Here is a 12,392-nt window from a genome sequence, read left to right as displayed (position 1 = left end):
AATCGCCCCATGACGGCGCGCACCGACCTCTCGACGATCACCCCGCCCATCGCTCTCGGGGCGCTCGACGGGAGGTACCGGTCGGTCGTCGCGCCGCTGGCGGACCACCTGAGCGAGGCCGCGCTCAACCGGGCCCGCCTGCACGTCGAGGTCGAGTGGCTCGTCCACCTGTGCGACACCGGCGCCCTGCCCGGCGCCCCCGCGCTCACCGACGCCGAGCGCGCCTACCTGCGCGGCCTCGTGGACTCCTTCGGCGCCGACGAGATCGCGGAGCACGCCGCCATCGAGGCCGAGACGCGGCACGACGTCAAGGCCGTGGAGTACCTGCTCAAGCGCCGGCTCGACGAGGCGGCCGACGCCCTCGGCGCGGAGACCTCGCTGCCGGGCGCGCACGAGATCGTCCACATCTTCTGCACGTCGGAGGACGTCAACAACCTGTCCTACGCGCTGACGGTTCGCGCCGCGATCGTCGACGTGTGGCTGCCCGCCGCCACCGCGGTGACCGACCAGCTCGCCGAGATGGCGCTGGCCCAGGCCGACGTCCCCATGCTCGCCCGCACGCACGGGCAGACGGCCACGCCGGTGACGCTCGGCAAGGAGCTGGCCGTGACGGTCGCGCGCCTGCGCCGCCAGCTCGACCGGGTCGCCTCCACCGAGTACCGCGGCAAGATCAACGGCGCGACGGGGACCTACGGCGCGCACAGCGTCGCGGTCCCGGGCACCGACTGGCCGGCGGTCGCGGAGCGCTTCGTCACCGGGCTCGGCCTGTCGTTCAACCCGCTGACCACGCAGATCGAGGCGCACGACTGGCAGGCGGAGCTCTACTCCGACGTCGCCCGGTTCAACCGGATCCTGCACAACCTCGCCACCGACGTGTGGACGTACATCTCGCTCGGGTACTTCACGCAGCGCCTGTCCGCGCAGGGCTCGACGGGCTCGTCGACGATGCCGCACAAGGTCAACCCGATCCGGTTCGAGAACGCCGAGGCCAACCTCGAGATCAGCTGCGCCCTGCTCGACACCCTCGCCTCGACGCTCGTCACCTCGCGCCTGCAGCGCGACCTCACGGACTCGACGACGCAGCGCAACATCGGCACGGCGCTCGGCCACTCTCTGCTCGCGATCGACAACGTCCGGCGCGGGCTCGCGGGTCTCGACGTCGACGCCGAGGCGATGGCCCGCGACCTCGACGGCGCGTGGGAGGTCCTCGGCGAGGCGGTCCAACAGGCGATGCGCGCAGCGTCGATCGCCGGTGCGACCGGCATGGAGGACCCCTACGAGCGGCTCAAGGAGCTCACGCGGGGCCGGAAGGTCGACGGCCCCGCGATGCGCAAGTTCATCGGGTCGCTCGGCCTGCCCGCCGACGTCGAGGCGCGCCTCGCGGACCTCACGCCGGCCACGTACACGGGCCTGTCCTCGCAGCTCGCGCGCACGATCGACGCCGAGGGCTGACCGCGGGCCGATCCCCGCGCGGGCACGGCGCCGCCACCTCTGACAAGCGTGCATCTTGATGCATGATCCACATGCAGTCATGATGAGCACATGCGCACCACGCTCACTCTCGACGACGACGTCGCCCGCCTCGTCGACGAGGCCGTGCACCGTGACCGGCGCTCGATGAAGGAGGTCGTCAACGACGCGCTGCGCGCCGCCCTCGCTCCGCCGCCAGTGGCCCGGCCCTACACGGTGGACGTCCACCATTCCGCGATCCGCACCGGCATCGACGCCGGGCGGCTCAACCAGCTCGTCGACGAGATCGACACCGATGACGCACACTCCCCGGAGCCCGCCCGGTGATCGTCCCCGACCTCAACCTGCTGCTCTACGCGCACATCGACGGGTTCGATCGCCACGCCGAGGCGCGGGGCTGGTGGGAGAACGTCCTGTCGGGCGACGACATGGTGGGCATCCCGCCCGTCGTGGCGATGGGGTTCGTCCGCCTCGCGACGTCGTCGCGCCTGACGGAGCGCCCGATGCGCGTCCCGGCGGCGAGCGCGGTCGTCCGGTCGTGGCTCGACCAGCCCCACGTCCGACTCCTCAGCTCGGACCGTCGCCACGTCGAGGAGAGTCTCGACCTGCTCGCCGGGTCCGGCGCGGGCGGGAACCTCACCACCGACGCCCAGATCGCCGCGCACGCGACGCTCGAAGGCGCGACCGTCGCGTCCAACGACGCCGACTTTCATCGTTTTGACGGACTCGCCGTGATCAATCCGCTCGCCGGGTCGAAGCGTTCGGCCGACTGACGGTGCCGCACACGGTTGCACTGACCCGGTTCGAGGACGCCGAGGGCTGACCGCGCTCAGTTCCCCCGAGCGCCCCTCGCGAACTCAGTCCGACTGGCCCTGGCCGGGATGGACGAGCGCGCCCTGCACGTACTCCATGTTCGCGACGAACTCCGGGTCGGCGGCCCGGCGTGCCATCTCGTCCTCGTCGACCTCCTCGATCCGTTCCATCAACCAGTACAGGTTGCCGAACGGGTCACGCACGCGTGCCGCCATATCGCCCCAGAACAGCTGGGTCGGTCGGGTCACCGACAGTGCTCCGGCTGCGAGCGCGCGGTCGTGGACCTGCTCGATGTCGCTCACGTAGAGCCGGAGGAATCCTGGGGTCGGCGGCCAGTCAGGCTGGTCGAACATCAGCACCACCGAGTCACCGATCCGGACCTCCGCGTGGGCGATCCCGCCGTCGTCGGTCGTCGTCCGGCCCAGCTCGGTCGCGTCGAAGGATTCGACGAGGAAGTCGATGAGGCCGGCGGTGTCCTGTCCGATGATCCAGGGCGTGACGGTGTGGTAGCCGTCGGGAACGGTGCTCGGGCGGTTCATGGTGCACTCCTCGTCGTCGGTGAGGTCCTGTGGTCGAGGCGACGGTAGGAGGGGATGCGGACAACGACTGACCTCCGTCGGCCATCTCACGGGCACGCCGCCGCACGCGCACACCCCGCGCGCCATAGGTTGGAGCGGTGACGACCCCAGCCCTCGCCCACGCGACCACCGCGGCGCTCTCGCCCGCCGCGCCGATCGCCGCCTCCGCCGGCGGGACCGACGGTCTGACCGGTATCGCCGGGTGGGCCGTGTCGATGATGGAGAGCCTCGGCGCCTTCGGGGCGGCGCTGCTCGTGGCCATCGAGAATCTGTTCCCGCCGATCCCGTCGGAGATCATCCTCCCGCTCGCCGGGTTCACCGCGTCGCAGGGCAACTCGTTCGGGCTGATCGAGGTCATCATCTGGTGCACCGTCGGCTCGGTGTTCGGCGCCTACGCGCTGTACGGCGTGGGCGCGCTGCTGGGCCGCGAGCGCACACGGGCGATCATGAACTGGCTGCCGCTCGTCGACGTCGAGGACGTGACGAAGACCGAGGACTGGTTCGACAAGCACGGCCACTGGACGGTGCTGTTCGGCCGCTGCCTGCCGATCTTCCGCTCGCTCATCTCGATCCCCGCCGGGATCACCCGGATGCCGCTCCTCATGTTCGGCCTGCTCACCACCATCGGCTCGCTCGTGTGGAACACGGTGCTCATCCTCGCCGGCTACTACCTCGGCGAGAACTGGGACGTGGTCGAGCAGTACACCGGCTGGCTGCAGTACGCGGTCATCGCGGTCGTCGTCATCCTGCTCGTGTGGTTCGTCGTCAGCCACGTCCGCAAGCGCCGGGCGCGCGGGGCCGCGGGCGAGGGCACGGTCGACGGACAGGGAGCCACCGACACCCCTGACCCCGCGCCGTGACCACGCCCGAGGTCGTCCCCGTCACGAGGTCCGACGTCGAACGGCTCGGCGCGGTCATCGCCACCGCCTTCGACGACGATCCCCTCTTCACCTGGGCCGTCCCGGACCGGGAGCGGCGGAACCGTCGCCTGCCCGCGTGGGCCGCGGCCAGCGTGCGGACCGGGCTCGCGCACGGCGTGGCGGACACCGCCGGCGGCGGCTCGATCGCGCTCTGGTACGCGCCGGGGCGGACGCCGCGGATGGTCGACCAGCTGCGTGGCGGCGCCCTCGGCGCGCTTCTCCGGCTCCGTCCGGGCGACGTGCGCCGGCTCGCGTCCGCCGAGCGCCAGGCCGAGACCGCGCACCGGCGGCACGACCCGGGATCGGCCGCCTGGTACCTCGCGTTCCTCGCGGTGGCGCCGGAGGACCAGGGCAAGGGCTACGCCGGCGCGCTGCTGCGCCACGGTCTTGCTCGCGCGGACCGCACGGGTGCGCCGGTCTGGCTCGAGACGAACACGGCGCGCAACGTGGCGATGTACGAGCGCTTCGGCTTCGAGGTCGTGGCGCACGAGCCCGCCGGCGCGCTCCCGGAGTTCTGGGGACTGCTCCGCCAGGGCCGCGGCGCCGAGGAACCGCTCCACGACGACTGATCCCTCGCCGCCGCGGGCAGCACTCGTCACCGAACTCGATACCACCGGCCGGGCGCCACGGACGCCGGTCTCTCGCCGCGCCTCCGAACCCCTGCTCAGACGAACGAGGACCGCAGCGCGCCCCCGGGCGGCCCCCCGGCCGAGGCGCCGCCACCGACGGGAGCGAGGTTGTCCCCGTTCTCCGGCCCGGACATGTGGTCGATGCGGCGCAGGATCGCGCCCTCGCGCAGGGCCCACGGGCACACCTCGACCCGGTCGACGCCGAGGTGCCGCATCGCCGACTCCGCCACGACGGCCCCGGCCACGATCTGGTGCGTGCGCTCGGGCGTGATCCCGGGCAGCTCCATCCGCTGCTCGGCGGGGATGCGGGCGAGCCTCGGCACCCAGTCCTGGAGGTCGCGCAGGGCCATCCGGCGCCGCTCCTCGGGCCCGATCACCGCCTGCGAGTGCCCGGCGAGCCGCGCGAGCGAGCGGAACGTCTTCGAGGTGACGACCACGTGGTCGGGGGCGGGCAGCTCGGCGAGGTCCGCCGCGACCGGCGCAAGCAGCTTGTCCACGCGCCGCTGGAGGGTGGTCATCTGGTTCTTCTCCGGCGGGTCCGTCTTGAGGAAGTGCCGGGTGAGCCGGCCCGCGCCGAGCGGCAGCGAGACCCGGTACTCGGGCGACTCGTCGATGCCGAGCGCGACCTCGAGGGAGCCGCCGCCGATGTCGAGCACGAGCAGCCGCCCCGACGCCCAGCCGTGCCACCGCCGCGCCGCGAGGAACGTCAGTTCCGCCTCCTGGTCGCCGCTGAGCACCCGCAGCGGCACGCCGGCCGCCTTCTCGAGCTTGGCCAGCACCTCGGGACCGTTGCGCGCCTCGCGGATGGCGGAGGTCGCCATGCCGACGAGCTCCTCGCACCCGAACTTCTCGGCGGCCTTCCGGGCCCGCTTGACGGCCTTCTTCAGCGCCTTGACGCCGTCGTCGTCGATCGTGCCGTCGTCGGTGAGGTACTGCATGAGCCGCACCGTCGACCGGTCCGACGACTCCGGGTCGGGCCGCGCGTCGCGCACGGCGTCGAGCACCACGAGGTGCACGGTGTTGGATCCGACGTCGAGGACTCCCAGGCGCATCCCGACACGGTAGTCCCCACCGCCGCGCCGATCAGACAGCCGCGGCGAGCGCGCCGAGGGTGAACTCCCAGCCCTGCCGGTAGCTCGACGCGGGCGCGTCGTCGGCCCACGGTCCCGAGTGCCGCACGACGACGAACGACCCACCCGGCCCGCCGCCCCGCGCATCGCTCCCGTCGGCCGGCCCGCCGGCCACCACCGCAGCCTCGGCGCTGCCGGCCGCTTCCCCACTGCCGTGCTCGACCCGGATCTCCACGGCCTCGTCGGCGCTCGTGCCGTCGGCGTCGGCCCACCGCCAAGTCATCGCGAGGCGGCCGGGCCTGCCGGCGGCCGGGGGTTCGACGTCGAGGTAGCGCCCGTCGAGCACGAGCCCCGCGCCGGGGGCCTCGATCCGGTAGGCGCCGCCCACCCGCACGTCCGCCTCGACGGTGACGTCGTCCCAGTGGTTCCACCACCAGCTGCGCAGGCCGTCGGCCGTGGCCAGGGCGGTCCACACGCGCGACGGGTCGGCGTCGACGGCGCGTCCCAGCTCGAGCGGCGCTCGCGTGATCGTGCGCCAGACCTCCACCGCGGCGGCCTCGATCTCGTCGTCGCTCGGAACGCCCTCGCCCGCGACCTCCCCGCCCGGGAGGTTCGCGCCCTGAACCTCGTCGCTCGCGACCACCGCGCCGGCAGCACCTTCCTCCACGGCGCCGAGCGCGCGGGCGAGCGACTGGAGGACCTGCTCCCAGCCGCCGCCGTAGCCCACGGCGTGGCCGGGCTCGGCGAGCTCGTGGCGCAGGGTGAGCTCGGAGCGGTCGGCGTCGACCTCCCGGAAGCGCGCGGAGATCACGCTCGTGGCCTCGCCCTGCCAGGCCCACTCCACCGCGACCTCGTCGTCCGTGCACCTGAGCACGCGGCCGGTCGCGCGGTCGTCCGGGTCCTCGGACAGGGCGGCCTCAAAGGCGTCGCCCACGCGGGCCGGGTCGCCGGTGACCGTGCCGAACCAGCGCGCGAGTCGGCCGATGTCCGTGCAGGCGTCGCGCAGGTCGGCTGCGCCGGCGCGGTAGGTACGGGCGAAGGTGAGGACGGGCTGGTCACGCGGTCCGGTCAGCGCCCGGACGATGCTCTGGTCCACGGTCGGTCTCCTTGTCGGTGCGTGCGTTCCGGTGGATGGTCGGTCGGCGGTGCGTGTCGGACGTGCGGCCGGTGCTCTGCCGGTCGGCGTCCCGCGAGTCGCGCCTCCCACGGGCGAGCTCGGTCTCGAGGGCGTCGAGGCGCTGGGGCCACAGGCGTGCGTACCGCTCGGCCCAGGCGTCGACCTCGTCGAACGCCCCGTCGGCGAGCCGGTAGATGCGCCGGGAGCCGCGGGCCTCGACCTGGACGGCCCCCGCCTCCCGCAGCACGCGCAGCTGGTTGGACACGGCCGGCTGGCCGATCCCGAACTCGCCCTGGACGAGCGCCCCGACCTCGCCGGCCGCACTCTCGCCGTCGGCGAGCACCTCGACGATCCGGCGTCGGACCGGGTCGGCGAGAAGGGCGAAGGCGTCCACGCGCCATTTATATCAGTGCTGACTGATATCAGCAATGCCTGAAACTGCCGATCCGCGGCCGAATGCTCGCCCGCCCACCACCGAGCCGCCCGAGCACCACCCACCGGCCCCCGCCGACTCACGTACCGTTGCCACCAGGATCCCGACCCGGAAGGCCCCCATGTCCCAGCTCGTCCTGCAGAAGGCCGTCACCCCCGCGATGGCGAAGGTCTACCTCGAGAAGGGCCTCGACCGGGTCTCCGGCTTCGTCGTCCCGGCGGCCGAGGTCGCCACCCTCGGAAACACCGAGGACCTGTTCCGCCTGCACGCCCTGGGCTTCACCGGCTCGCCCTTCTCGCCGGACCAGCCCATCGACGTCCTCCACGTCCCGCTGTCCCCGACCTGGCAGATGGTCCCGGCGACCGGCGGCCGCACCGAGGCCGAGCGCGCCAAGGTCCGCGGCAACTTCCTCGAGCGCGAGCCCTTCGACGGCTCCGGGTTCAGCCAGGTCGGCGACGTCCGCGCCCCGCTCGCGTGGATCGAGCACGACCGCCTCACCGTGGGCGCCCGCCTCTGGCGTTTCCTGCCCGGCCAGGCCGAGCCGGAGCACCTGGGGACCTACCACGGCCCCGCGTACGGCTGGCAGAACCACGCGGCCGGCGACCTCTTCGCCACCGCCGTGCCGTCCAAGCTCGTCGGCTACGTCGCGCGGGTCGACGGCACCGCCTGGGCCGCGGACGTCCGGCTCGACGACGACAACAAGCCCTCCCTCATCACCCTCGTCTCGCCGAGCAAGGACGCCGAGGAGCAGGGCTTCACGATGACCGAGGCCGGGACGTGGGCCAAGCAGGTCGTCCGCTCCGAGGTCGACGAGCTGTTCTCCATGCACTGCACCGCCCGCTGGAACGGCGTGCCGGTCCGCGTGGTCGACGACCAGGTCGACCCGCAGGGCACCCGCCGCGCCCGGATCTTCTCCATCGCCCGCGACGCCAACGTCAACGAGCGGCACAAGATGGACAAGCTCGACGCCGGGGTCTACGAGAAGACCGTCGAGTGGGACGAGCTGAGCGACGTCGTCTACGCGCAGCGCATCCCCAAGCAGTGGGCCACCGAGGAGCAGCTGGCCAAGGGCGAGGAGTACCAGCGCGAGCGCCGGTCGGGAACCTCGGCCACGCCCGCCCCGCACTCGGTCGCCGGCGCGAACACGCAGGTCTCGCTCGGTACGCCCGAGGGCGCCGACGACTCCCACCCCGCCGTCAAGCACCGCGCCGAGCTGCAGACGATCGTGCGCGGCATGGTCGACGTGGTCCCCGCGGACTGGAAGCGCGCCCGCCTCGTCGCCGTCATGCTCGGCACGCGCGGCGAGATCCGCTCCGGCGCCACGACCGCCGACGGCACCGAGGTCACCCTGACGGGCCTGACCAAGGAGGTCGCGCAGGCGGTCGCCAAGCTCCGCGTCGACTCGGCGGACAACGGCGGCAAGGGCGCGTGGCTCACAGCGGTCATCACGGTCGAGCCCGCCGGGTCGGTCAAGCTCGCCACGGACCACGACATCCAGCCGACCTGGCGCACGAAGCCCGCCGAGACCGACTACCGCCTCGAGCTCGAGCGCCACCCGCGCGCGCCGGAGAACATCCCGGACTGGTGGCAGGAGCACCTCTCCGCCGGCACCACCGACTGAGGCGCGTACGCGCCCGGGGCGAGCGGCGCCGTCGGGCGAGGTCGACGCTCCGGACGCACTGCGATGCGCCCGGGGCGAGCGGCGCCGTCGGACGACGTCGACACTCCGAACGCACGGCGATGCACCCGGGCCGATCTCCCCGCTCGGACCGTGACCCGCGCCGCACTCTCCTGGGACACTGAACCCGCCGGGGCCCACCCCCGGTCCAGGTTCCCCAGGAGAGGTACCCCATGTCACAGGACAGCGGCTGGGTCGGGCGAGCCCGCGGCCTCGCGCAGAAGGCCCAGCAGGGCCTGCAGAGCGTCGAGGAGGCAGCGACCGCACTCGGTGGCGGCGGCTCCGACTCGTTCAGCGTCGACATCGACGCGTTCAGCACGGCGAAGACCACGGGCGGCGTCGGCACGCGGATCACGTCGAAGCGGTCCTCGCTCAACGACGCCGGGCAGACGCTCAACCGGTCCGAGTACGAGAACGGCCCGTCGGGCCCGGTCCACGTCATCACGCCGATGGTCATGCCGAGCGGCGGTCGCGTGCGGGCGCTCGTCCCCGTCGTCGTGCTCGCGATCGTCGGCGCGGTCGGGTACTGGCTCCTCGCGGCGACGAACGTCGTCGACGTCACCCGCATCGCCGGCGACGGCGGACTGACCGGCGGACTCGCGACCACGCTGTTCGGCATCCACTACTGGGTGCTGCTGCTCGCGCTCGCGCTGTTCCTGTGGTGGCGCGCGGGGATGGTCATGGTCCCGGACGGCTGCCAGGCGCTCATCTCCCGGTTCGGGAAGGTCGAGCGCGTGGTCGGGCCCGGGCTCGTCACGCTGCTCAACCCGTGGCGCCGCGTCTCCTACATCGTCAACACCACGCGCGAGTATCCCTTCAACGCGCCGATCCACCAGGCGCCCACGCGCTCCGGGGTTCAGGCCTCGGTCGACCTCTTCCTCCAGTTCCGGATCAACGACCCGCGCGAGTTCATCTTCGTGCTCGGCGCCGTCCAGGGCTTCCAGGACAAGCTGAACAACGCGATCTCCGAGACCACGCGCTCGCTCATCTACGAGCAGGAGGCGGCGGACATCTACGACCTGGTCGGTGAGTCCACGCAGATCCTCCTTGACCAGCTCAACGAGCAGTTCCGCCCCGCGGTCGAGCTCACGCACGCGAACATCACGCACGCCGAGCCCTCGAGCGCGGAGTACCGGGCGGACCTCGGCGCGCCGGAGATGATCCGCGTGGCGAAGGAGGCCTACACCTACGAGTACGAGCTCCAGCTGAAGAAGGAGCAGAACGAGGGTGACCTCAACAAGGACCTCGCCTCGCTGCGGGAGACGCTGAGCTCGATCCAGGCGGACATCGCCAAGTACCAGGCACAGATGGACACCGCCCTCGAGCGCGAGACGAACCGCGCGGATGCCATGGCCCGCCAGCGCTTCGTCGAGTCCGAGTCGACGGCCCACGCGAACGCCGCCCTCCTCGAGGCCCAGGCGCTCGATATCCGCGCCCTCTCGGCCGCGAACGCCCCGGAGATCCTCTCCTTCCGTTACCAGCAGGACCTCCTCGACCGCCTCGAGCAGGTGGCCGAGTCCCTGCCGCAGATCGTCCAGGTGGGCGAGCACGGCGGCGGCGTCGACTTCCTCAAGATCGCCTCCGAGCTCGTGGGCGGCAGCGACCTCGAGCTGTTCTCCGAGGACGAGCTCGCCCAGATCCGCGAGCGTGCCGCCGCGATCGAGTCCCGCGTGGCCGAGCGGCAGGACCGCATCGCCGAGCTGCTCGAGCCGCCGGAGGAGACCGAGGTGGCGATCGTCGCCCCGTCCGACGAGGACGAGCTCCCCGGCGCCGACCGCCTCGAGGAGATCCGCCGCTCGGTCGCGCAGGAGATCGACGAGCCGGGCGCGGAGGGGAGACCCGACGACGACGAGCGGCGCCGTCGTGGTGCGCACGCCGCTCCTGTGACACCCGCCGGGTCCGACGCCGACGCACCGCGCGATCCGGCCCCCGACTTCGGCGGCGACCTCCCGCCGTACCCGGCAGGCACGGAACGGACCGCCGAGGAGTACTCCACCGGCAGCACCGGCCCCGACAGCTCCGACACCGCGGACCGCACGACCTCCGCGTTCGCCTCCGACGCCGCCGCCCTCGCGGCGCGCGTGCGCAGCGGGGGCGGCGCGAGCGCCACCGACGACGCGGCCGCCACCGGCCCGGGCAGCCCGCCCGACACGGCCGGCACCGACCAGGCCGCCACCGACCACCCGGCCACCGACACAACCGAGGAGAACCGCGATGTCTGAGGCACCCGTCGCCCGGTCGATGTCGTCGATCAAGGAGTCGCTCGCGTCGTGGAGCGACGTCGCCCAGCTGCTGCGCGGCGGCGACCGCGGGGCGCTCGTCCCCGTCGTCATCCCCAAGGACCAGCGCGGGCTGCGCTGGCTGTTCCTCGCGGGCATCGGGCTGTGGCTCGTCGTCGGCGGGGTACTCACCGCGATCGACGGCCACGGCGGCCGCGCGATGTGGCTGTGGATCGTCGGGGCGCTCGTCATCGCGCTGTCGGTCGTGTGGTGGTGGCGCTCGTCGATCATCGAGATCGAGGAGGGCACCGTCGGCGTCCGCTCGCGCTTCGGCGCGATCACGGCCGCCCCGCTGAGCCCGGGCCGCCACTACCTGTGGCACCCGTGGACGCGCGTGGACTACGTGGTCGACGTCAGCACGGAGATCCCCTACACGGCACCCGTCCTCGCCTGCCCCACGGCCGAGTCCGTCCCGCTGCGCTCGATCGAGTTCTTCCTCAAGTTCCGCATCCACGACGCGATCCAGTTCGTCCGCACGATCGGCGCCGGCAACTTCGACCTCGTCCTGTCCAACGCGGTCCAGGACGCGATCCGCCAGCGCTCGCGGCTCGTGCGCACGGAGCGGGCGCACGACCTGCGCGGATCCGACGTCGCCGACATGCAGGCCCTGCTCAACCGCCAGCTCGCCCGCTACGGCGTGCAGATCATGGGCTGCAACATCCCGGACGTGCAGCTGCCCGAGCAGTACCAGCAGCACATCGCGACCCGCGAGCGGGTGGCCAAGGAGCTCCAGGCGTACGAGAAGGAGTGGGACCTCACCCGCAAGCGCCGCATCGACACGCTCCTCATGGACATCGAGCGGTCGAAGAAGGTGCGCGACGCGAAGATCGTCGAGGTCAACGCCTCCCTCAACGAGGCCCGCAAGAACGTGGCCCAGATGCTCGAGGAGCAGGAGACCGAGGCCCAGAAGATCAAGTGGGAGATCGAGACGAAGGGGCGGACGAACCTCGTGGCCGCCCAGGGTGAGGCCCGCGCGCAGGAGCAGCTCGCCACGTCCTACCGGGACAACCGCGCGGTGCTCGGCTACGAGCTCGCCCGGCGCCGGCTCGAGGTCGGCTCCGAGCTCACCTCGCAGGCCCCGCGCCCGGTCCTCGTCCGCACGGACGGCGCCTCGACCGACACCTCCGCGCTCTCCACGCTCCTGCTCGCGCAGATCCTGCCGGGCATGGAGACGGGTCGTCGCGGACCGCGCCCCGACCCGTCCACGCGCCGGCCCGGCCCCGACCAGGGCGACGTCGACGACATGGCCCGGGCCGCCCAGGCCGTCCTGTCCCGGCGGCTCGGCGACGAGCAGCAGGCCGACGAGCCGTTCGACGGACCCGGGGACGTCCCCGGGGGTGGCCGGGATCGCGGTCGCCGCTGATCAGGAGGTCCCGGCGGGCGCGGCGGGTCGGTCCTAGACTCC

General features: G+C 72.7%; 12 protein-coding genes. 8 read left to right on the top strand and 4 right to left on the bottom strand.

Translation table 11 applies throughout. The annotated features are described in order from the left end of the window. Window positions 1–9: 9 nt before the first annotated feature. The 3 genes from purB to AC24FB_RS08385 all read left to right on the top strand — a co-directional run bounded on the left by purB (window position 10) and on the right by AC24FB_RS08385 (window position 2,243). On the top strand, window positions 10–1,452 hold the full coding sequence (gene purB / locus AC24FB_RS08395; protein WP_425713863.1) for an adenylosuccinate lyase: 1,443 nt from the start codon (window positions 10–12) through the stop codon (window positions 1,450–1,452). 90 nt (window positions 1,453–1,542) lie between these two features. Beyond that, window positions 1,543–1,797, top strand: a complete 255-nt coding sequence (locus AC24FB_RS08390; RefSeq protein ID WP_425713864.1) for a ribbon-helix-helix domain-containing protein — start codon at window positions 1,543–1,545, stop codon at window positions 1,795–1,797. After that, the gene (locus tag AC24FB_RS08385; RefSeq protein ID WP_425713865.1) at window positions 1,794–2,243 is read left to right on the top strand and encodes a TA system VapC family ribonuclease toxin; all 450 of its coding nucleotides are present in this window, start codon (window positions 1,794–1,796) and stop codon (window positions 2,241–2,243) included. The genes AC24FB_RS08390 and AC24FB_RS08385 overlap by 4 nt, the downstream gene beginning before the upstream one ends. A gap of 84 nt (window positions 2,244–2,327) precedes the next feature. Here the strand turns inward: AC24FB_RS08385 and AC24FB_RS08380 are convergent, their stop codons facing one another. After that, window positions 2,328–2,822 carry a VOC family protein gene (locus AC24FB_RS08380; RefSeq protein WP_425713866.1) on the bottom strand — a complete coding sequence of 165 codons (495 nt, stop codon included), beginning with the start codon at window positions 2,820–2,822 and terminating at the stop codon, window positions 2,328–2,330. 137 nt (window positions 2,823–2,959) lie between these two features. On the opposite strand from AC24FB_RS08380, the gene AC24FB_RS08375 reads away from it, so the two are divergent. Both AC24FB_RS08375 and AC24FB_RS08370 read left to right on the top strand, forming a co-directional pair. Beyond that, entirely contained in the window at window positions 2,960–3,721 is a 762-nt protein-coding gene (locus tag AC24FB_RS08375) for a DedA family protein (protein ID WP_425713867.1), read from the top strand. Beyond that, on the top strand, window positions 3,718–4,350 hold the full coding sequence (locus AC24FB_RS08370) for a GNAT family N-acetyltransferase (RefSeq protein WP_425713868.1): 633 nt from the start codon (window positions 3,718–3,720) through the stop codon (window positions 4,348–4,350). Before AC24FB_RS08375 ends, AC24FB_RS08370 begins: the two co-directional genes overlap by 4 nt. A gap of 95 nt (window positions 4,351–4,445) precedes the next feature. Here the strand turns inward: AC24FB_RS08370 and AC24FB_RS08365 are convergent, their stop codons facing one another. The 3 genes from AC24FB_RS08365 to AC24FB_RS08355 are packed head-to-tail and all read right to left on the bottom strand — an operon-like array spanning window position 4,446 to window position 6,991. Continuing rightward, window positions 4,446–5,462 (bottom strand): Ppx/GppA family phosphatase, encoded by a 1,017-nt coding sequence (locus AC24FB_RS08365; RefSeq protein ID WP_425713869.1) that lies wholly within the window; start codon window positions 5,460–5,462, stop codon window positions 4,446–4,448. A gap of 31 nt (window positions 5,463–5,493) precedes the next feature. Then, window positions 5,494–6,576 carry an SRPBCC family protein gene (locus AC24FB_RS08360; protein WP_425713870.1) on the bottom strand — a complete coding sequence of 361 codons (1,083 nt, stop codon included), beginning with the start codon at window positions 6,574–6,576 and terminating at the stop codon, window positions 5,494–5,496. Beyond that, on the bottom strand, window positions 6,536–6,991 hold the full coding sequence (locus AC24FB_RS08355; RefSeq protein WP_425713871.1) for an ArsR/SmtB family transcription factor: 456 nt from the start codon (window positions 6,989–6,991) through the stop codon (window positions 6,536–6,538). Before AC24FB_RS08355 ends, AC24FB_RS08360 begins: the two co-directional genes overlap by 41 nt. 160 nt (window positions 6,992–7,151) lie before the next feature. On the opposite strand from AC24FB_RS08355, the gene AC24FB_RS08350 reads away from it, so the two are divergent. The 3 genes from AC24FB_RS08350 (at window position 7,152) to AC24FB_RS08340 (ending at window position 12,350) form a co-directional block, all read left to right on the top strand. Further along, the gene (locus tag AC24FB_RS08350; RefSeq protein WP_425713872.1) at window positions 7,152–8,651 is read left to right on the top strand and encodes a hypothetical protein; all 1,500 of its coding nucleotides are present in this window, start codon (window positions 7,152–7,154) and stop codon (window positions 8,649–8,651) included. A gap of 230 nt (window positions 8,652–8,881) precedes the next feature. Further along, window positions 8,882–10,930, top strand: a complete 2,049-nt coding sequence (locus AC24FB_RS08345; RefSeq protein WP_425713873.1) for an SPFH domain-containing protein — start codon at window positions 8,882–8,884, stop codon at window positions 10,928–10,930. After that, window positions 10,923–12,350, top strand: a complete 1,428-nt coding sequence (locus AC24FB_RS08340; protein WP_425713874.1) for an SPFH domain-containing protein — start codon at window positions 10,923–10,925, stop codon at window positions 12,348–12,350. The genes AC24FB_RS08345 and AC24FB_RS08340 overlap by 8 nt, the downstream gene beginning before the upstream one ends. Window positions 12,351–12,392 lie beyond the last annotated feature (42 nt).

This window comes from Georgenia sp. Z1344, from assembly GCF_057652375.1.
The sequence above is the reverse complement of the archived record's forward strand: the minus strand, read 5'-3'. Positions and strand labels throughout refer to the sequence as shown.